At 67.3% G+C, this 20,108-nt stretch carries 20 protein-coding genes; 16 read left to right on the forward strand and 4 right to left on the reverse strand.

What is annotated here, in order from left to right; translation table 11 throughout:
* Positions 1 to 60: 60 nt before the first annotated feature.
* The 3 genes from dgoD to WBG79_RS00180 are packed head-to-tail and all read right to left on the reverse strand — an operon-like array spanning position 61 to position 3,246.
* Positions 61 to 1,320, reverse strand: coding sequence for a galactonate dehydratase (gene dgoD / locus WBG79_RS00170; RefSeq protein ID WP_337355086.1), 1,260 nt, complete (start codon positions 1,318 to 1,320; stop codon positions 61 to 63).
* Positions 1,321 to 2,481 carry a mandelate racemase/muconate lactonizing enzyme family protein gene (locus tag WBG79_RS00175; protein WP_337355087.1) on the reverse strand — a complete coding sequence of 387 codons (1,161 nt, stop codon included), beginning with the start codon at positions 2,479 to 2,481 and terminating at the stop codon, positions 1,321 to 1,323.
* Positions 2,482 to 2,532: 51 nt separating this feature from the next.
* Positions 2,533 to 3,246 (reverse strand): GntR family transcriptional regulator, encoded by a 714-nt coding sequence (locus tag WBG79_RS00180; RefSeq protein ID WP_337355088.1) that lies wholly within the window; start codon positions 3,244 to 3,246, stop codon positions 2,533 to 2,535.
* A 182-nt stretch (positions 3,247 to 3,428) separates the two neighbouring features.
* Between WBG79_RS00180 and WBG79_RS00185 the strand changes: the two genes are divergently transcribed.
* The 16 genes from WBG79_RS00185 (at position 3,429) to WBG79_RS00260 (ending at position 18,932) form a co-directional block, all read left to right on the forward strand.
* Positions 3,429 to 4,913, forward strand: coding sequence for an ABC transporter substrate-binding protein (locus WBG79_RS00185; RefSeq protein WP_337355089.1), 1,485 nt, complete (start codon positions 3,429 to 3,431; stop codon positions 4,911 to 4,913).
* A gap of 176 nt (positions 4,914 to 5,089) precedes the next feature.
* Complete coding sequence (locus tag WBG79_RS00190) at positions 5,090 to 5,944, forward strand: carbohydrate ABC transporter permease (protein ID WP_443147437.1); 855 nt, start codon at positions 5,090 to 5,092, stop codon at positions 5,942 to 5,944.
* Positions 5,941 to 6,819, forward strand: coding sequence for a carbohydrate ABC transporter permease (locus WBG79_RS00195; RefSeq protein WP_337355091.1), 879 nt, complete (start codon positions 5,941 to 5,943; stop codon positions 6,817 to 6,819). The genes WBG79_RS00190 and WBG79_RS00195 overlap by 4 nt, the downstream gene beginning before the upstream one ends.
* Positions 6,820 to 6,830: 11 nt before the next feature.
* A complete protein-coding gene (locus WBG79_RS00200; RefSeq protein ID WP_337355092.1) occupies positions 6,831 to 7,928 on the forward strand; it encodes an ABC transporter ATP-binding protein in 1,098 nt (365 codons plus the stop codon).
* A gap of 33 nt (positions 7,929 to 7,961) precedes the next feature.
* A complete protein-coding gene (locus tag WBG79_RS00205; protein ID WP_337355093.1) occupies positions 7,962 to 9,125 on the forward strand; it encodes a mandelate racemase/muconate lactonizing enzyme family protein in 1,164 nt (387 codons plus the stop codon).
* Between the two features lie 17 nt (positions 9,126 to 9,142).
* On the forward strand, positions 9,143 to 9,883 hold the full coding sequence (locus tag WBG79_RS00210; RefSeq protein WP_337355094.1) for a ribonuclease activity regulator RraA: 741 nt from the start codon (positions 9,143 to 9,145) through the stop codon (positions 9,881 to 9,883).
* Between the two features lie 88 nt (positions 9,884 to 9,971).
* Positions 9,972 to 11,129 carry a mandelate racemase/muconate lactonizing enzyme family protein gene (locus WBG79_RS00215; RefSeq protein WP_337355095.1) on the forward strand — a complete coding sequence of 386 codons (1,158 nt, stop codon included), beginning with the start codon at positions 9,972 to 9,974 and terminating at the stop codon, positions 11,127 to 11,129.
* Positions 11,130 to 11,330: 201 nt separating this feature from the next.
* Positions 11,331 to 11,867 carry a DUF2721 domain-containing protein gene (locus WBG79_RS00220; RefSeq protein ID WP_337355096.1) on the forward strand — a complete coding sequence of 179 codons (537 nt, stop codon included), beginning with the start codon at positions 11,331 to 11,333 and terminating at the stop codon, positions 11,865 to 11,867.
* A 234-nt stretch (positions 11,868 to 12,101) separates the two neighbouring features.
* On the forward strand, positions 12,102 to 12,638 hold the full coding sequence (locus WBG79_RS00225) for a DUF2478 domain-containing protein (RefSeq protein WP_337355097.1): 537 nt from the start codon (positions 12,102 to 12,104) through the stop codon (positions 12,636 to 12,638).
* 101 nt (positions 12,639 to 12,739) lie between these two features.
* On the forward strand, positions 12,740 to 13,255 hold the full coding sequence (locus tag WBG79_RS00230; protein WP_337355098.1) for a ferredoxin-type protein NapF: 516 nt from the start codon (positions 12,740 to 12,742) through the stop codon (positions 13,253 to 13,255).
* A complete protein-coding gene (locus tag WBG79_RS00235) occupies positions 13,252 to 13,533 on the forward strand; it encodes a chaperone NapD (RefSeq protein ID WP_337355099.1) in 282 nt (93 codons plus the stop codon). Before WBG79_RS00230 ends, WBG79_RS00235 begins: the two co-directional genes overlap by 4 nt.
* 43 nt (positions 13,534 to 13,576) lie before the next feature.
* Positions 13,577 to 16,075 (forward strand): nitrate reductase catalytic subunit NapA, encoded by a 2,499-nt coding sequence (gene napA / locus WBG79_RS00240; RefSeq protein ID WP_337355100.1) that lies wholly within the window; start codon positions 13,577 to 13,579, stop codon positions 16,073 to 16,075.
* Between the two features lie 68 nt (positions 16,076 to 16,143).
* On the forward strand, positions 16,144 to 16,911 hold the full coding sequence (napG, locus tag WBG79_RS00245; protein ID WP_337355101.1) for a ferredoxin-type protein NapG: 768 nt from the start codon (positions 16,144 to 16,146) through the stop codon (positions 16,909 to 16,911).
* Complete coding sequence (gene napH, locus WBG79_RS00250; protein WP_337355102.1) at positions 16,908 to 17,777, forward strand: quinol dehydrogenase ferredoxin subunit NapH; 870 nt, start codon at positions 16,908 to 16,910, stop codon at positions 17,775 to 17,777. The genes napG and napH overlap by 4 nt, the downstream gene beginning before the upstream one ends.
* Positions 17,774 to 18,226, forward strand: coding sequence for a nitrate reductase cytochrome c-type subunit (locus WBG79_RS00255; protein ID WP_337355103.1), 453 nt, complete (start codon positions 17,774 to 17,776; stop codon positions 18,224 to 18,226). The genes napH and WBG79_RS00255 overlap by 4 nt, the downstream gene beginning before the upstream one ends.
* Before the next feature lie 13 nt (positions 18,227 to 18,239).
* Positions 18,240 to 18,932, forward strand: coding sequence for a NapC/NirT family cytochrome c (locus WBG79_RS00260; RefSeq protein WP_337355104.1), 693 nt, complete (start codon positions 18,240 to 18,242; stop codon positions 18,930 to 18,932).
* A gap of 122 nt (positions 18,933 to 19,054) precedes the next feature.
* On the opposite strand, the gene WBG79_RS00265 is transcribed toward WBG79_RS00260, so the two are convergent.
* Entirely contained in the window at positions 19,055 to 19,927 is an 873-nt protein-coding gene (locus WBG79_RS00265; protein ID WP_337355105.1) for an amino acid ABC transporter substrate-binding protein, read from the reverse strand.
* Positions 19,928 to 20,108 lie beyond the last annotated feature (181 nt).

Below are 20,108 nucleotides of genomic sequence, written 5' to 3' on the forward strand. Positions count from 1 at the left end.
CCCTGTGGCGGGTCTGGCGCCCGCATATTCTGATGGGTGCTAGAATAGGCTGCGTAACCGCTACCAGTTGGCAATCCGTCCGTCCCACAGGACGGATGCGGTGGCGGGGATCTCCTCCTGCTGGAAGGGATGCTTGGCCGCGGCGACCTCGTCGATCTCGATGCCGAGGCCCGGCGCCTCCGGGACCGCCCAGCACCGGTCCTCGAGCCGCATCGGGTTGACCGCGCAGATCTCCTCGAACCACGGCACGATCCCGACCGCTTCCTCCTGGATGACGAAGTTGGTCGTGGCCACGTCGAAGTTCAGGGCCACGGCGCCGGCCACCGGGCCCATGGGGTTGTGAGGGCAGACGCCCATATGCGCGGCCTCGGCGATGGCGGCGATCTTGCGTCCGCCCGAGATGCCGCCGCAATGCGCGAGGTCCGGCTGTATGTAGGCGACGGCACGGGCCTCGGCGATGTCGGCGAATTCCCGCGGGGTGAACAGCCGTTCGCCCGTCGCCAGCGGGCAGTCGACCCGGCGCGCGATGTCCGCCATGGCCCGCGCGTCACCGGGCTGGATGACCTCTTCGCAGAAGAGCGGCTTGATCGGCGCGATGGCGTTCACATAGGCGATCGCCGCGTCGAGCGAGTCGGGGCGGCCGTGAAAGTCCACCATGATGTCGACGGCCTCGCCCACGCGCTCGCGCACCGCCAGGGCTAGATTTTCCGTATGCCGCACCGCCTTGATGGGAGCGTCGTAGCCGTTATAGGGCACGAAGCCGAGCTTGATGGCGTCGTAGCCCATCTCGACCGTCCGCTGCACGGCGTCGCAATAGGCGGAGATGTCGGCGTTGGGCACCTGGAAGCCCACCGCCCCGCGCCCCAGGTGGGTGTAGACGCGCACCTTGTCGCGAACCTTGCCGCCGAGCAGTTGCCAGACCGGAACGCCCAGGTCCTTGCCCTTGATGTCCCACAGGGCCTGCTCGATGCCGGACAAGGCGGTCATGCCGATCGAGCCGAGGGGCCAGAAGCTGAAGCGGGCCATCCGGTTGGACAGATGCTCGATCCGCAGGGGATCCTCGCCGACCACGAAAGGCGCGAGATCCTCGATGGCGCCCTTCACGGCCCGGGTTTTCCACTCGAGCGTGGCCTCCCCCCAGCCGTGCAGGCCGGGTTGGTCGGTCAGCACCTTCACGAAGATCCAGTTGCGATGGATCGCGTTCACGACGACCGTCTCTATGCCGGTGATCTTCACGGGAGGCTCCAGGATTTCGGTTGCGTGCAGGCTGGGTTCGACAGGCGCCTCCAGCGGCCACGCATCGCGCGGCCGCCGGATCACTCACTCGACGACGTGGGCCTCGAGATACGCACGGTTCATCGTGATGCCGAGGCCCGGAGCAGGATTGAGCTTGAGACTGCCGTTGGAATTGTCCAACGGGACGTCGATCAGGTGATCGTATTTCGACAGGTTCCATTCCGAAGTCTCGAGCTTGTAGAAGTTCGGAACAGTCATCATCACCTGCGCCCCGGCGACGACGTTGATCGGCCCGGCCGCGTCATGGGGCGAGACGGGGATGTAATAGGCCTCGCAGAGCGCCGAAATCTTCTTCAACTCGGTGATCCCGCCGGTCCAGGTGACGTCCGGCATGATGTAGTCGGCCAGCTTGTTTTCGAGGACAGGGACGAAGTCCCACTTCGTGTGGCCGCGCTCGCCCCACGAGATCGGAGCGCTGATCTTTTCGCGCACCTGCTTGAGCGCGTTGATGCTTTCGGGCGGGCAGGGCTCCTCGAACCAGTCGATATCCCCGGCCTCCTCCAGGGTGCGGCAGAGCCGGATGGCCGTGGGCACGTCGAAGCGGCCATGGGCGTCGATCAGCACCTCGATGTCGGGCCCGGCCGTCTCCCGGATCAGCGCGGTCAGCTCCGCCGCCTCCCGCTCGTCCTTGCGGGTCATGCTGCCGTCCAGGTAGCCTTCGCGCTGCTCGCGCGCCCTGCCGTCGATGTAGGGCCCCTGCTGCGGGAAGGGGTCGAACTTCAGGGCCGTGTGCCCCGACGCGACGATGTCCCGAATCTCGGCGACGACGGCCTCCTTGCTCGTGAACTTGCGCTGGTCCGGATGGGTGTAGAGCGCGATCTCGTCGCGCACCGGCCCGCCCAGGAGCTCGTAGATCGGCTTGCCGAGCGCTTTCCCGCGAATGTCCCACAGCGCGATGTCGATGGCGCTCAGGCATTCCACGGCCGCTCCCCGGCTGCCCATGTAGGTGAAGCTGCGGAAGAGCTTGTGCCAGAGCCGCTCGATCTGCGCGGGATCCTCGCCGACCATCATGGGGCCGATCTGGCGCAGCATCGCCGTGAGGCCGCGGTTGGCAATGTCGGTCGTGGTCGTGATCTCTCCCCAGCCCGTGATGCCCTCGTCCGTGCTGACTTCGACGAACAGAAACTCGCCCCAATAGGAGGCCTTGGACTTGATGAGCCAGGGCGTGATGCCGGTGATCTTCATGACTCTTGCTTTCTATGGGGGTGGGGGAAATCTGGGCGGCGAGACGGCGGCCTACCCGGCCCGGGCGGCCGCCACGGCCCGCATGTGCTCGAGGATATGGAGGCCGGATCCTTCGACGTGACGCGCCACGAGGTCGGCGGCCTTGTCGGCCTCGCCCGCCTTGATGTGGGCGATGAGCTCGCGATGGTCGCTTATGATCTGCGCGCGGCGGGCGAGTGTGAAGCTGAAGCGGCGGCTTACGGCGCGCAGGACCTCGCGGTGCTTCCACCACAGTTCGGCGGCATGCCGGTTGTAGTGCCGCTCGTAGATGAGCGTGTGGAACTTCGTGTCGAGGTCGCTGTGCAGGATCTGGTCGGCGAAGTTGTTTTCCTCGATCTGCGCCTGGATCTTCTCGAGCGCCGCGATGTCGACTTCCGTCGCCATGCCCACGAACCAGCGCGTGAGGGCCGGTTCGATCAGAACGCCGATTTCGTAGATGTCGCGAATGAAGTCTCGGTCGATGGGCCGCACGCGCGCGCCGCGGTTGCGGGTGAAGATCACGAACCCTTCGCCGCGCAGGAGCTGCAGGACCTCGCGGACTGGCGTCGTCGACGTGCCATGACGTTGGGCGAGCTCGGCGACGACGAGGCGCTGGTTGGGCCTCAGCTGCCCTGAGACGATGTCTTCCCGGATCACCTTGTAGAGCAGCGCGGTGGAATCGGTGGAGGCGCCGATCGGGTCGATGCCCCGGGGCGGGGCAGCCTTGTAGTCACTCGCGTCGTCCACCCATCCCTCCCAGAGCCGAAGCGTGCACGGCTTCACACAAACAATATACGATCCTCATCAATTGACATGCAAGTTGGGTTCTGTAAGCTTCGATCGATCGACGCCCAAAAAAGAAAAGCTACAGCTCAGGGTAGAAGAATCAGCGCCGAAGAAATCGGTGCTGGCGAAACGGGAGGAAATGTATGTCGGCACCTGCGCTCGGCCGCGCCCTATGTCGCGGTGTATCCACGGCCACGGCGGTGGCGCTCTTCATGTCGTCGGCTGCCCTAGCGGCGCCTCCGGTCGACATCAGCAAGTGGTCCCCTGAATATGTGCGATCGATCGCCGGGACCCAGGAATTCGATACCGCGGCCGCCTGCAACAAGGTCACGCCGCTCGACTACAAGGGACGCCTGACGTTCTGGTACCAGGGCGTCTTCGAGGGCGACCCTGACCTGCTGCGCCAGTACTACAAGGATTTCTTCGCGGCCTTCCGGAAGACCTATCCCAACATCGAGCTGGTGGAGCAGGCGCTCACCTACAACGATCTTCTGGACAAGTTCCGCACGGCCCTTCTCGGTAACGCCGCCCCCATGCTGGTGCGGCTGCAGATCCTCGGCGGCGTCGAATTCGCGGCCAAGGGCTATCTGCAGGAGCTGAAGCCCGAGGATGTCGGCTATTCCACCGAGGACTTCTGGCCCGGCGCCATGAAGTCGAACATGTGGAAGGGCAAGACCTACGGCATTCCCACCAACAACGAGACCATGGCGTTCATCTGGAACGCCGACATCTTCAAGCGCGCCGGTCTGGATCCGGAAAAGCCGCCGGCGACCTGGGACGATGTGGTCAAGTATTCCAAGCAGATCCACGACAAGCTCGGGATCGCAGGCTATGGGCTCGTCGCCCGCAAGAACGCCGGCAACACGCCCTACCGCTTCCTGCCGCAGCTCTGGGGCTACGGCGGCGGCGTCTTCGACGAGGCCTCGCCGAAGCCGGCCTATTCGGACATCAGGATCAACGACGCCGCGAGCAAGAAGGCCCTGCAGGCGTCCTACGACATGTATGTGCGCGACAAGTCCGTGCCCGTCTCCGCGCTGACCAATCAGCAGGCCGACAACCAGCCCCTGTTCCTCGCCGGACAGCTCGGGATGATGATCTCGCACCCGTCCGACTACGACGTGATGCAGGACCTGAAGAAGAAGGCGACCGGCGCCGACGCGGAGACGGCCCAGACCGTCATCAACAACATGCGCTACGGCCTGATCCCGACCGGTCCGGACGGCAAGCGCGCCGTCGTGTTCGGCGGGTCGAACATGCACATCCTGAAGCCGGAATACGTCGATGGCGGCAAGGTGGACCTGCCGGCCGCCAAGGCGCTGACCTGCTTCTGGACCAGCCCCGAATGGTCGCTGAAGATGGCCTATGCCGGATCGAACCCCGGCAACCTCAACGGCTTCAAGACCAAGTGGATGAAGGAGCGTCTGGAGAAGATCAGGTTCCTCGACGTGACCACGTCGATGCTGCCCTACGGGATCCCCTTCCCGACGATCCCGGAAACGCCGGAGATCATGAACATCGTGGTTCCCGACATGCTCCAGAACGCGCTGACCGGAGCGATGTCGGTCGACAAGGCGGCCGATGACGCGGCCCAGAAGATCAAGAACATCATGAGCGGCGGCAAGCTCTAGTCCGGCCGCTTCTCTGTTCACCGGCGGCGACGGCGCCGCCGGTGCTTCGTCTTCCATCGAAGGGCGCCCCTATGACCACGGCGACGAGCCTGGCTGACGCTCCCGTGTCCAAGCGCACGCATGATTCCAGTCTCGTCCAGCGGATCTGGGCGAGCCGCGCCGACTACCTGTATGTGATGCCGGCGTTCATCGTGATGCTGATCGTCATCGCATACCCCATCTACTATACGATCGACCTGTCCTTCTACAACACGCCGCCCAGCCTCCAGCTGCGCGACAAGAACTTCATCGGTCTCGAAAACTACTCGATCATCCTGAGCAGCGAGGTGTTCTGGCGCGTCACGGCCAACACATTCATCTGGACGATCGCCTCCACGATCGCCGCCTTCGTCCTGGGCCTGGGAACCGCGCTCGCGCTGAACCGCGACTTCATCGGCCGTGGGGTGCTGCGCGCGATCTTCATCATTCCCTGGGTCATCAGCGCCGTCGCCGGGTCGTACATCTGGAAGTGGATCTACCACTCGGACTTCGGTGTCATCGGGGCCGTGCTGATGCAGCTCGGCCTGGTCAACCGGCCGCCCAACTTCATCGACAGCGTCGGCACCGTACTGCCCTCGCTGATCGTCGTGAACGTCTGGCGCGAGTTTCCATTTGCGATGATCATGCTGACCGCCGGCCTGCAGACCGTTCCCGAGCAGTTGCTGCGGGCGGCGAAGGTCGATGGCGCCAATGCCTGGCAGCGCTTCTGGCACGTCACCTTCCCGCATCTGCAGAACGTCTCGACCGTGACGATCCTGCTGCTTGCCGTCGCGAACTTCAATTCATTCATCATCCCCTGGATCATGACCGGCGGCGGCCCGTCCAACGCGTCGCATATCTGGATCACCCACATCTACGAGCTCGCCTTCGGGCGGCAGCGCTGGGGCATCGCCGCGGCCTACTCGGTGCTGCTGTTCCTCATCCTCATGGTGCTCGGCTACTTCTACGTCCGTGCTCTCAGCGGTGGCGAGCGGAAGGAGGGCGGCGCATGACCTCGACGACGGTCCCCGTGCCTCGGCGGACGAAGACGATCGACGGCTGGCGCTGGACGGGGCGCATCTTCCTGGCAGTCATGCTGTTCTTCACAGCGATGCCCATGGTCTGGATGCTCGTGACCTCGATCAAATCCGGCTTCGCGGCCATGCAGATCCCGCCGCAATGGTGGCCGAAGGAGCCGACGCTCGCGAGCTACCAGAAGCTTCTGGATCCGAACAACAGCGTCGGCCAAGACTTCCTGCGCTTCTTCTGGAACAGCCTCTACGTCTCCACGATGACCACTATCCTGGCCGTCATCGTCGCCGTCCCGGCCGCCTATGCGTTCTCGCGCTTCGATTTCCCGGGGCGGAAGCCGCTCTTCTTTGCCGTGCTCCTGCGCAACATGTTCCCAGCCGTCATCTTCCTCGTGCCGCTCTTCATCCTCATGCGGGCGCTCGGCCTCGTGAATACGCACGGCTCCCTGATCCTGACCTACCTGACCTTCGGCCTGCCGCTCGCCATCTGGCTCCTCAAGGGGTTCTACGACAACATCCCCCACCAGCTCGAGCAGGCGGCGCGCATCGACGGCGCGACCCGGTTCCAGGCCTTCTTCCTGATCGTCATGCCCCTGTCCGCGCCGGGCATCATCGCCACAGCCATCTACTCCTTCATCGGCGCCTGGAACGAGTACATCTTCGCCTACACGTTCCTGAACAGGAACGATCAGCTGACCCTGCCGATCGGGGTTCAAAGGTTCTTCTCGGAAAACACCACGGACTTTCCCGGCCTCATGGCGGCGAGCTTCATGATGAGCCTGCCGGTCGTCGTGCTCTTCCTCCTGCTGCAGCGCTATTTCGTCCGTGCCCTCACCGAAGGCGCTGTCAAACACTGAAGGTCCGCTTCATGGCCCATGTGGTTCTTCGTAATCTCGTCAAGACTTACGGCTCCTTCAGGGCGGTGAACGACGTGTCCCTCACCGTGGAGGACGGCGAGTTCGTCGCGCTCGTCGGTCCGTCGGGATGCGGCAAGACGACGACGCTCAACCTGGTGGCCGGCCTCATCCCCATCACCTCCGGCGACATCGTGATCGGCGACCGCGTCGTCAACGACATGGACCCGAAGGACCGTGACATCGCCATGGTCTTCCAGAACTACGCGCTCTATCCGCAGAAGACCGTCTACAAGAATCTCGCGTTCCCCCTGCAGATGCGCAAACTTCCCCGCGAGGAGATCGACCGCAAGGTCCGCGCGGCGGCGAAGGTTCTCGACATGACCAATCTGCTCGAACGCAAGCCGAGGGAGTTGTCAGGCGGGCAGCAGCAGCGGGTCGCGCTCGGCCGGGCGCTTGTGCGCGACCCCGCCGTCTTCCTGATGGACGAGCCGCTCTCCAACCTCGACGCCAAGCTGCGCGTGCAGATGCGCTCGGAAATCAAGCGCTTCCACCAGGACCTCGACGCCACCATCATCTATGTGACGCACGATCAGCTGGAAGCCGTCACGATGGCCGACAAGATGGCGGTCATGAACGGAGGCTTCCTCCAGCAATATGCCGCGCCGGCCGAAGTCTTCGCCCATCCCGTCAACATGTTCGTGGCGAGCTTCATCGGCAGTCCGGCGATGAGCCTCATCCCGCTGGAAGCGTCGACCGTGAACGGCAGCACCGTGCTGACCAGCCCCGAGGGCTGGACGATGACGCTCTCGCCCGCCAATGCCCGCAAGGTCGAGCAGTCGACCAGCAAGAAGATCGTGCTCGGCGCCCGGCATTCCGCCATCAAGCTCACGACGAGCGCGACGCCGGGTGCGATTCCCTCGAAGGCCTATACGGTCGAGCCCACGGGAGACGTGACCTTCGTGCAGGCCCTGCTGTCCGGATCCGTCGTCAACATCAGCGTGCCACCGAGCGTCGCCGTGGCCCCCGACCAGCCGATCTGGCTCGAGTTCGACCAGGAGCGCATGCACCTGTTCGACGGCGCGACCGAGATGGCTTTGAAGGCCTCCTGAGCCGACAGCCAGGTGCGACGTCCGGGGGCAGGCATGGCCGAAAAGCTGAAGATCACCGCCATCATTCCCTATCCGGTCCGGGTCGGGATCCGGAACCAGATGCTGGTAAAGGTCGAGACCGACCAGGGCATCAGCGGCTGGGGCGAGAGCGGGCTCAGCGGCCGCGAAAAGGCCGTCGCCGGCGCGATCGAGCACTACCGCGAATTCCTGATCGGCCAGAATCCCATGCAGATCGGACGGATCTGGCAGGAAGCCTATCGCAGCCAGTATTTCGAAGGCGGACGGGTGCTCCAGGCCGCCATATCGGCCATCGACATCGCCCTGCACGACATCAAGGGCAAGGCGCTCGGCGTGCCGGTCTACGAGCTCCTCGGCGGCAAGCAGCGCGACAGGATCCCGACCTTCGCCTCCACGGGCGACGAGGCGGAGGGTGACGCCGCCATCGAGCGGGCCCGCGAACTGGCCGCCCAGGGCTGGACGGCGATCCGGTTCTTCCCCGCCGGACAGAGCAGCACCGATATCTTCGAGCCGCGGGAATCGATCGCCCCAACGGCCCGGATGCTCAACAAGGCGCGCGAAGCCCTCGGCGACGACCTCGTCCTCGGCATCGACTACCACCATCGCCTCAATGTCGCGGAAGCCGCGAGCTTCTGCGCCAGGCTCGGCCGGGGTGTCCTGGACTTCCTCGAGGAGCCGATCCGCGACGAGACTCCGGAGGCCTACGAGTCCCTGCGGACGCTGACGGACGTGCCCTTCGCCATCGGCGAGGAGTTCGCGAGCAAGTGGCAGTTCCTGCCCTACATCGAACGCGGCATCCATCAGTTCAACCGGCTCGACATCTGCAATGTCGGCGGTCTGACCGAGGCGATGAAGGTCGCGGGCTGGAGCGAGGCCCATTATGTCGACCTGATGCCGCACAATCCGCTCGGTCCAGTCTGCACTGCCGCGACCGTGCACTTCGCCGCCGCCGTACCGAACTTCTCATGGCTCGAAACGCGGGCGCCCGAAGTCAAGCTGGGCTTCGACAACGCCGAATACTTCCCCGTCCAGCCGCGGCTCGACGGCGTCTCCTATCCGGTCGGCGACCTGCCCGGGCTCGGCGTCGAGGTGAACGAAGACGCCATCCGCAAGGAAAGCCTACGCTTCTGGGAAGCCCCGCATCTCAGGCGCCGCGATGGATCCGTCACGAACTGGTAGTCCAACCCGAGGTCCTCATGACGCATACACCTGGCATCGTCCGCCCGCCCAAGGACATCATCGACGCGCTGAAGGACATCGGCGCCGCAACCGTCGCCGGCACGCTCGGGCACATGGGCTACCGCAACCCGCACATGGTGGGCCCGGTCCCGCAGAGCGAGGGAAAGTCCATCGTCGGACCGGCCCTGACCCTTCAGTTCCTGCCCCAGCGGCCCGACCTCTTCAACGAAGGCGAGTATGCCGATCCGGAGACGCAGCTGCACCGGCACGTGCTCTACCACGTCCAGGAAGGCGACGTGGTCGTCGTCGACGCGCGCGGCGACATGAGCTCGGGCGTCTTCGGCGACATGATGTGCACCTACTTCAAGGGACGCGGCGGCGCCGGGATCGTCATCGACGGCTGCATGCGCGACCGGCCGAACGTGAAGAAGCTCGACCTCGCCTGCTGGCTGCGCGGCTGGACTCCCAACTACCATGTCCAGACCACCCTCTTCCCGAATGCCGTCAACGTCCCCATCGCCTGCGGCGGCGTCACGGTCATGCCGGGCGACATCATCGTGGCCGACGACGACGGCGCCGTGGTCCTGCCGGTCTCCATGGCACCGGCGGTGATCGAGGCGGCGCAGAAGCATCACGAATGGGAGGAATATTCGCGCATGATGCTGATGAAGGGCGCCCCCATGCAGCGCTACTACCCGCTGCATCCCGACGCCAATGACGAATACCAGGCCTGGCGCGCGCTGAACCCGAAGACCTGAAACGGCGCGCCCCTCGCGCCCTGCCATCGCCCACGGCGGCATCGCTCGGATGCCGCCGGAGTCTCCGCACATTCCAGCAGGACCAGCGATGAAGATCACCGACATCAAGACGGCCGTGGTGGCCTACCACGGCAAGGCCACGCTCGTTCGGATCGACACCGATGCCGGCGTGACCGGCTTCGGCGAGGCCAATCCGGACGCCGGGGCTGCCGCCATCGTCGGCCTGATCTCCGAACTGAAATCGGAGCTGATCGGCGAGGATCCGCGCAACGTCGAGTATCTCTGGGAGAAGCTTCGGCGGAAGCACGTCTTCTCCGGCGCCCAGTCGGGGATCTTCCTGATCGCGCTGAGCGGCATCGAGATGGCGTTGTGGGACCTGGCCGCCAAGGCGGCCGGCCAGCCCCTTTACCGCATGTTCGGCGGGAAGTTTCGCGACCGCATCCGGCTCTACGCCGATTGCGGCGACGGCGACGGCCCGGCAGGCTCCCCGGAGGGATGCGCAGCCCGCGCCCGGCGCATGGTCGCCGAGGGCTTCACGGCCCTCAAGTTCGACATCGACGACCTCGAACATCCGGCGAAGTTCGATGCCGTCAATCACACGATCAACGGCGCGGAGCTGCGCTCCATGGTGGAGCGCGTGGCCGCCGTCCGCGATGCGGTCGGACCCGACATCGATCTCTGCATCGACCTTCACGCCCGCTACGACGTGCCGAGCGCCTGCCGCATCGCCAGCGAGATGGAGCGCTTCGACCTGCTCTGGCTGGAAGAGCCCATCCCCGCCGAGAACGTCGAGGCGCTGAAGCAGATCCGCATGCGCAGCAAGACGCCGCTCTGCGTCGGCGAGAACCTCTACCTGCGCTGGGGCTTTCGCGAACTCTTCCAGAGCCAGGGCGTCGACGTGGTGATGCCGGACGTCCCCAAATGCGGGGGTCTTTCGGAGAGCCGCAAGATCGCTCACCTCGCCGAAATCTACTACATTCCCTTCGCGCCCCATCTCGTCTCCACCCCGCTGGGCACCATGGCCACCTGCCATGTCTGCGGGACCGTGCCGAACTTTCTCCTTCTCGAATGGCACGCCCTCGAGGAGCGCGACGTGTGGGACAGCTACGTCCACGTTCCCGGCGGCGGACCATCCATCGTCGAGGACGGGCACATCACCCTACCCGATGCCCCGGGCATCGGAGTCGAGTTGAACCTCGACGGTGTGCGCAAGAACGCGGTGCCGGGCTACGGCGTTTTCGAGTAAGGCCCTGTTCATCCGGGCCGCGCCAGCGGAAGGCGCTGCGCTCCGCCGTCCCCCGGCCGAGGCGAGCGGCCCCGGGAGACCTGTGCCCAGGCCGCGGCCTTCGGCGCGGTGTCGATGGGGCGGGTGGCGGTCCACGCCCGCGATTGACGTCGCGGTTCGGACGGGCAATGCTTGCATAAACTTGCATACGGGAGATGGGCGGTGGGTGAGGTCGGACTCGATGCGCTGCCCGACCTGGACCGGCTGGCGCACATCTTCTCGAACGCCGCGGCGCCGGCCTTCTTCCTGGGCGCTGTCGCCGCCTTCGTATCCCTGATGAACTCACGGCTGTCGGCGCTGAGCCAGAGGCTCGAGGCGGTGCGCGCGGAAACGGTCGAGAACAAATGGGCCGCGGAGCGCGCCGACCGGCTCCGCTCGCTGGAGGTGCGCGCCGTCATTCTCGGCAAGGGCATCCTGTTCGCGCTCGCGAGCGGAATTTGCGCGACCCTGCTTCTCGCCGTCCTTTTTGGAGCCCAGTTCCTGGGTCTCCACCATGGCTACGGTGCCGCACTTCTGTTCCTGATCGCGACCGTTCTCCTCGGCGCGGGCCTTTACCGCTTCGGCGAGGAGGCTTGGCTCGCCTATACGGAGATCGCCGCCGAGGTCGCGAAAAGCCGCAGCGTCATGCGCGAGTCCCCGGCCGCGCGCGGGTCGAAGCCCGCCGCCATGGCCGGGCCGGACGAACCGGACCCTCTCTAGGAAACGTACGGCCGTCCTTCGAGGGCGGCGGCGAGGAGAATCCTCGGCGAACGGCATGCTGCAGCCTTCGCTCAGCCGAGTAAAAGATCCGCCGTCCGCCACGCCGGCGGGATCGACCTCGCGATGCCGGCGCGCGCTTGACCGAAGGCAAGGCCCGGGGCCCGCGGCCGGCTACCATCCCGCTGCAGACGAGCGGGACGGCCTGTCGGGCCCGCCGCGCCCCGGAGGCCCTCGATGACGCACGACCCGCCCAAGCTCGCCGCCCTCGCGTATGCCGGGCGCGGCACCGGGGACGCGACCCTGGCAGGCTTGGCGCAGCGGCTCGCCCGGGACGGCGTCCGTCTCGCCGGCATGGTCCAGACCAGCGCGTGCCGTGCCGTCGCGGGTCGCGCCGAGATGACGCTCGAGGATCTCGCCCGCGGGACCAGGCTGGCGATCTCGCAGGATCTCGGACGCCACGGGCGCGGGTGCCGCCTCGACGCCGGCGCGCTGGAGACGGCCGCCGCGCAGGCGCTCGGGGGCCTGCGGGACGGCGCCGATCTGGTGATCCTCTCCAAGTTCGGCCGGCGCGAGGCGGAGGGCGGCGGCTTCAGGCAAGTGATCGAAGCCGCGGTCGCGGCCGACATCCCGGTGCTGATCGGCGTCTCCTCCGAGCACAGGGCGGCGTGGCTCGCCTTCGCGGAGCACCTGGCCGTGACCCTGCACGGCGCGACCGAAGCCGAGGCCTGGGTTCGCCGGGCCGTCCGCCCGCGGGTGCGGGAAGACGCCTGACCCGGATCTGACCGTACGTAATCCCTCGGAAGCCTGGACTTGACGATTGTCAAGCCGAGGCGGAGCCCGCGCGGGCAGGGTTGCCCCGAACGGACCCGCCGATGACAAACCTCCTCGACCGACGTGCCCTTCTGTTCGGACGCAGCCGCCCCGCTGCGGACCCGGTACGGCCGCCCGGCGCCCTGCCCGAGGCGGCGTTCCGGTCCGCCTGCGACGGCTGCGCCGCCTGCGCGACGGCCTGTCCGGCCGGCATCGTCCGGCTCGACGGCGGGCGCCGCCCGATCCTCGACTTCTCGCAAGGCGAATGCACCTTCTGCGCGGCCTGCACGGAAGCCTGCCCGACCGGCGCCCTCGCGGCCGCGGGCGCCCGGCCCTGGACGGTGCGCGCGGCGATCGGGCCGGCGTGCCTGGCGGTCGGCGGCGTCGCCTGCCGCTCCTGCGGCGACGCCTGCGGGTCCGGCGCGATCCGCTTCTCGCCCTGCCCCGACGGCCGGTTCCTGCCCGTGCTGCGGGAGGAGGCCTGCACGGGCTGCGGCGCCTGCGTCTCCGTCTGTCCGGCCGGCGCCGTCGCGGTGCGGCCGACCCCCGCCGTCCTGCCCCTCGGGAGAGCGTCATGAACGTCATCGGCGTGCTGGTCCACGTCCAGCCCTTCGACGAGATCGCCATCACGGAAATGCTCAGGCGGCTGCCCGGCGTCGACGTCCATGCGGCCACGCGGGACGGCCGGCTCGTCGTCACCGCGACGGACGCGGATGGCCGCTATGCCTCCGACAGCCTGATGGCCATGAACCAGATCCCCGGCGTGCTCGATACCGCGCTCGTCTACCACGCCTTCGAGCCGGAGGCGGCCGAGCCGGCGCCCTGCGGCTGCGGTGGCGCCTGCGCGCAAGCCTGACCAGCCTCGTTTTCCGTCCCTCCCGATCCGAGGTCGACCGACCATGACCGTTCACCAGAACCGCCGTGACATCCTCAAGGCAACGGCCGCGGCCGCCACCGCGTCGGTCGCCGGCATCGCGCTGCCGGCCTCCGCGGCGACGGTCGCGGACGCGGGCATCCGCTGGGACAAGGCACCCTGCCGCTTCTGCGGCACCGGCTGCTCGGTGCTCGTCGGCACCAAGTCGGGCCGGGTGGTCGCCACCCAGGGCGACCCGGAGGCGCCGGTCAACCGGGGCCTCAACTGCATCAAGGGCTACTTCCTCTCCAAGATCATGTACGGCGAGGACCGGCTGACCCGCCCGCTCCTGCGCATGAGGAACGGCAAGTTCGACAAGGCCGGCGAGTTCACGCCGGTCACCTGGGACCAGGCCTTCGACGTGATGGCCGAGAAGTGGAAGGCCGCCCTGAAGGCGAAGGGGCCGACCTCGGTCGGCATGTTCGGCTCGGGACAGTGGACCATCTGGGAGGGCTATGCGGCGGCCAAGCTGATGAAGGCCGGCTTCCGCTCCAACAACCTCGACCCCAATGCCCGCCACTGCATGGCCTCGGCGGTGGTCGGCTTCATGCGCGCCTTCGGCATCGACGAGCCGATGGGCTGCTACGACGACCTGGAAGCCGCCGACGCCTTCGTGCTCTGGGGCTCGAACATGGCCGAGATGCACCCGATCCTGTGGTCGCGGCTCACCAACACGCGGCTGACCAAGCCGGGCGCCGAGGTGCACGTGCTCTCCACCTTCGAGCACCGCTCCTTCGAGCTCGCCGACAACGGCATGGTGTTCAAGCCGCAGACCGACCTGGCGATCCTCAACTACATCGCCAACCACATCATCAAGACCGGGCGGGTCAACAAGGCCTTCGTCGAGAAGCACGTCGTCTTCACCAAGACGGCGACCGACATCGGCTACGGGCTCCGGCCCAACAACCCGCTCGAGGACAGGGCCGTCAACGCGTCCCACAAGGTGGATGCGGGCAAGCTCGATCCGATCTCCTTCGAGGACTACGCCAAGGCGGTCGAGCCCTACACGCTCGAATACGTCGCCGACCTGTCGGGCGTGCCGGCCGAGAAGCTGAAGCGCCTCGCCGAGGTCTATGCCGACCCGAACCGGAAAGTCATGAGCCTCTGGACCATGGGGTTCAACCAGCACACCCGGGGCACCTGGGTTAACAACCTGATGTACAATGTGCATCTTCTGGTGGGCAAGATCTCGGAACCCGGCAACTCGCCCTTCTCGCTGACCGGCCAGCCCTCAGCCTGCGGCACGGCGCGGGAGGTCGGCACCTTCGCGCATCGCCTGCCGGCCGACATGGTGGTCACCAACCCGGACCACCGGAAGGTCGCCGAGGCCAAGTGGAACCTGCCGGAGGGCACGATCCCGGACAAGGTCGGCTTCCACGCCGTCCAGCAGCACCGGATGCTCAAGGACGGCGTGCTCAACGTCTACTGGGTCCAGTGCACCAACAACATGCAGGCCGCCCCGAACATGAACGAGGAGGGCCTGCCCGGATACCGGAACCCGGCCAACTTCGTGGTGGTGTCGGACCCCTATCCGACCGTGACGGCGCTCGCCGCCGACCTGATCCTGCCGACCGCCATGTGGGTCGAGAAGGAGGGGGCCTACGGCAATGCCGAGCGGCGCACCCAGTTCTGGCGCCAGCAGGTCTCCGCGCCCGGCGAGGCGCGCTCGGACCTCTGGCAGGTCGTCGAGTTCTCCAAGCGGTTCAAGGTCGAGGAGGTCTGGCCGGCGGACCTGATCGCAAGGAAGCCCGAGCTCGCGGGCAAGACCCTCTACGAGGTCCTGTTCGCCAACGGGACGGTCAACAAGTACCCGGTCTCGGAGATCGCGGACGGTTTCGAGAACCAGGAGTCCCGCGACTTCGGCTTCTACCTGCAGAAGGGGCTCTTCGAGGAATACGCCGCCTTCGGCCGCGGCAAGGCGCACGACCTCGCGCCGTTCGACACCTACCACAAGGCCCGCGGCCTCAAGTGGCCCGTGGTCGACGGCAAGGAGACGGCCTGGCGCTTCCGCGAAGGCTACGACCCCTACGTGAAGGCCGGCGAGGGTGTGTCCTTCTACGGCAACAAGGACGGCAAGGCGAAGATCATCTTCGCCCCCTACGAGCCGGCGGCGGAAGAGCCCGACCCGACGTTCCCGCTCTGGCTGGTCACCGGCCGGGTGCTCGAGCATTGGCACTCCGGATCGATGACCCGGCGCGTGCCGGAGCTGCACCGGTCCTACCCGGCGGCGCAGATCTTCATGAACCCGGACGACGCCCAGGCGCTCGGCCTGCGCCGCGGCCAGGAGGTGAAGGTGTCGACCCGGCGCGGCGAGGTGACCACCCGGGTGGAGACGCGCGGGCGCAACAAGCCGCCGAAGGGCGTGGTGTTCTTCCCGTGGTTCGACGAGGGCCAGCTCGTCAACAAGCTGACGCTCGACGCGACCTGCCCGCTCTCCAAGGAAACCGATTTCAAGAAGTGCGCCTGCAAGGTCGAGCGCGCCTGAACCCCGTCCGGCGCGGCAGGGCCGCGCCGGACGTTCCGTTCCGTCCCGAGCCCCGGAGTGCCCCACCGATGCCGGCCGAACGCGCCCCGGCACCGCTCCTGTCGCCCGAGCGCCGCCGCTTCCTGGAAGCCGCAGCGCGCGGCGGCGCGGGCGTGGCCGTCGCGGGCCTCCTGCTCGCTCTCCACGGCCGGCGCGCCGCGGCGCTGCCGGCCGACGCGATCCGGCCGCCGGGGGCCTCGGCCGAGGCCGACTTCCTGGCCGCCTGCGTGCGCTGCGGCCTGTGCGTGCGCGCCTGCCCGTATGACACCCTGAAGCTCGCCGAGCTCGGCATCGACGATCCGGCGACCGGCACGCCCTTCTTCACGGCGCGCAGGATCCCTTGCGAGATGTGCGAGGACATCCCCTGCGTGAAGGCCTGCCCCACGGGGGCGCTCGACCCTGCGCTGACGGATATCGGCAAGGCCGCGATGGGCACTGCCGTCCTGGTCGACGAGGAGCACTGCCTGAACTTCCTCGGCCTGCGCTGCGACGTCTGCTACCGGGTCTGCCCGGCGATCGACGAGGCGATCACGCTCGAGACGGAATCGAACAGCCGGACCGGCAAGCACGCCGTGTTCCGTCCGACCGTCCATGCCGAGAAGTGCACAGGCTGCGGCAAGTGCGAGAAGTCCTGCGTGCTGGAGGAGGCGGCCATCAAGGTCCTGCCGCGCCGGCTCGCGCGCGGGCGCCCGGGCGAGCACTACCGGCTCGGCTGGAAGGAGTTCGAGAAGAACCAGGGTCCGCTCGTGCCGGGCATCCAGGGATTGCCGGTGCGGCGGCCGGAGGGCGGCCTGTGAGCGACCGCTCCTTCTTCGCCCGCCACCGCTGGCTGCTCGCCCGCCGCCTCTCGCAGGCCGGCGTGCTCGGCCTGTTCCTGGCCGGCCCGCTGCTCGGGATCTCCATCGCCAAGGGCTCGCTCGCCTCCTCGATGACCCTCGGCCTGCTGCCGCTGACCGACCCGCTCGTGCTCCTCCAGTCGATCGCGGCGGGGCATGGGCCGGCCGCGACGGCGCTCGCCGGGGCCGCCATCGTGGCGGCCTTCTACGCGCTCGTCTCGGGGCGGGCCTATTGCGCCTGGGTCTGCCCGGTCAACCCGGTGACGGACGCGGCGCATTGGCTGCGCGAGCGGCTCGGGATCCAGTCCAAGGGCTGGCAGCCGCGCCCGGCGACGCGGCTCTGGATGCTCGCCATGGTGGTCGCCGGGTCGGCCCTGTCCGGGATGGTCCTGTGGGAGCTGGTCAACCCGGTCACGATGCTGTTCCGCGGCCTCGTCTTCGGGCTCGGCTTCGCCTGGACGCTGGTGCTCGCGGTGTTCGTGCTCGACCTCCTGGTCGCGCGGCGCGGCTGGTGCTCGCATCTCTGCCCGGTCGGTGCCGCCTACGGCCTCCTCGGTGCGCGTTCGCTGGTGAGGGTCTCCGCCACCGACCGCGCCGCTTGCGACGACTGCATGGACTGTTTCGCGGTCTGCCCCGAGCCGCAGGTGATCGTGCCGGCCCTGAAGGGCGCGGGCCGCGGCCACGGACCGGTGATCCTCGACCGCGACTGCACCACATGCGGCCGCTGCATAGACGTCTGCAACAAGTCCGTCTTCCGCTTCACCCATCGCTTCGACGACCGCGAAGGCCCCGCCGGCGCGGCACCCACCCGCGAGGTAACCCCATGAACAAGTTCGTGACGATCGCGACGCTCGCCGCCGCGCTGGCGGTCCTGGGCACCGGGATCGGCGTCTCGCAGCAGACCGGCCAGGAGCTCAAGGGGCTGCGCGGGGGTGTGGCGCCGGAGGTCGACCTGGCGCCCGGCGACGTGCCGAAGCAGGACACCGCCGGCCGCTTCTCGCGCGCCTACCGCCAGCAGCCGCCGCTGATCCCGCACCAGATCGACCGCTACCAGATCGACTGGCGCACCAACCAGTGCCTCGGCTGTCACGACTGGTCGGTCGCCGCCAAGCAGGGCGCGCCGACCCTGTCGATGACCCACTACCTGGACCGCGACGGCCGGCAGCTCGACTCCATCCCGGGGACCCGCTGGTTCTGCAACCAGTGCCACGTGCCGCAGGCCGACACGAAGGAGCTGGTCACCAACACCTTCAAGCCGTCCACCGACGTGAAGTGACGGGGCAGGCCACATGACCGAGATCAGCACGCCCTCGCCGGCCCCGCGGGCCGGCCTCCTCCGCCGGACCTGGGATTTCGTCCGCCGGCCCGCCGCCACGATCGCGCTCGGGACCCTCCTGGTCGTCGGCTTCGGCGCCGGCATCCTGTTCTGGGGCGGGTTCCACTGGGCGCTGGAGATGACCAACACCGAAAAGTTCTGCATCGGCTGCCACGAAATGGAGGAGAACGTCTTCGCCGAGTACAAGCAGACGATCCATTATCAGAACCACTCCGGCGTCCGCGCGACCTGCCCGGATTGCCATGTCCCGCGCGAATGGCAGCACAAGATCGTCCGCAAGATCCAGGCCTCGAAGGAGCTTTACGGCCACTTCATCACCGGCTCGATCTGGACCAAGGAGAAGTTCGAGGCGAACCGCATCCATCTGGCGCAGAGCGAGTGGCGGCGCATGAAGGCCGCCGACAGCCGCGAGTGCCGCAACTGCCACGCCTTCGAGTACATGGACTTCACCAAGCAGGAGACCCGGGCCGGGCGGCGGCACCAGGAGGCCGTGGACACCGGCAAGACCTGCATCGACTGCCACCAGGGCATCGCCCATCGCCTGCCCCAGGGCGGGCGGGACGCCTACGAGGAGGCGGTCAAGGACCTGCAGCAGGGGGCGGCGGTCCAGGGCCTCGAACGCTACGCCGCCGGGCTCGGCCGGTAGCCCGCCCGGGTTCGACCTCTCGCGGGATCTTCGTTTCTGCCGGGCCCGGGCTTGCCCCAAGCATCCGACCCCGGCAACCACGGACCGGATCGGGATCCGGTTCGACCCGCTGCTCTACTGCTCTACTCGGGCAGCGCTTGCAGCGTGAAGGCCGCGTCGAGGAGCGGGCTGAGGGGCACGCCGACCGGATCGAACCAGCGGGCATGCAACCGGCGGATCTCGCCGGACCGGCTGAGGTCCGCCAGCGTGCGGTTCACCACCAGCCGGAACGACGAATCGTTGCGGGGCAGCATGATCCCATACGGGTCGTAGGTCAGGAGGCGGCCGACCACCGCCAGCTCGCCCTTCGCCGGCGACCGCGACAGGAGCCCGAACAGGATGACGTCGTCGGTCGCCACGGCGTCGACGCGGCCGCCCTCCAGGGCAGCACCGGCTTCGGCATAGCCCGGGAACGCCACCAGCCGAAGGTCCTTCAGCGTGCCCGCATCGATCATGGCTTTCACGGCCTTCTCGTTGGTGGAGCCGCCGACGACGCCGATCGACTTGCCCTGAAGATCCTCGATCTCGCGCGCCCCGGCCGCCTTGCGGACGAGCAGTCGCGTGCCGGTCGTGAAGGTGATGGCCGAGAAGTCCACCTGCTCCTGGCGCGCGAGGGTGTTGGTGGTCGATCCGCATTCCATGTCGACCTTGCCCTCGGCAACCATCGAGAGGCGGTTCTGGGGGGTCACGAGCACATAGGCCACCTGCAGGTCGGGCCGCTTCAGCGCCGACCGGATCCGCTCGGCGACGGCATTGCAGAGATCGATCGCATAGCCCACCGGGCGCTTGCCTTCGTCGTAGAAGGAGAACGGAACGGACGCGTCCCGGTGGCCGATCGTGATGGTGCCGCGCTCGTTGATCCTTTTCAGCGTACCCGAAAGCTCGTCCCCCCGGACCTCGCCGAAGCCACCGATCAATGCGGCGATCACAGCAACAGGATACGCGATCGCAGGCATGGTTCTGGTCTTGCAAGCTTCGTGCATGGACCTCTCCCCCAGACGCTTCATGTGGACCACGAGCCTTGCGACGATTCTAAGGTCGCCTGCTGTCTATATTAGTCTTTGAGAATGAACCAATGCTGGAATTCCAACAAGTGCTCCAGCTGCGGTCCGCATTTGCACGTAACAAACCACGAGA

Origin of the sequence: Prosthecomicrobium sp. N25 (genome assembly GCF_037203705.1) — a bacterium.
Classification (GTDB): domain Bacteria; phylum Pseudomonadota; class Alphaproteobacteria; order Rhizobiales; family Ancalomicrobiaceae; genus Prosthecodimorpha.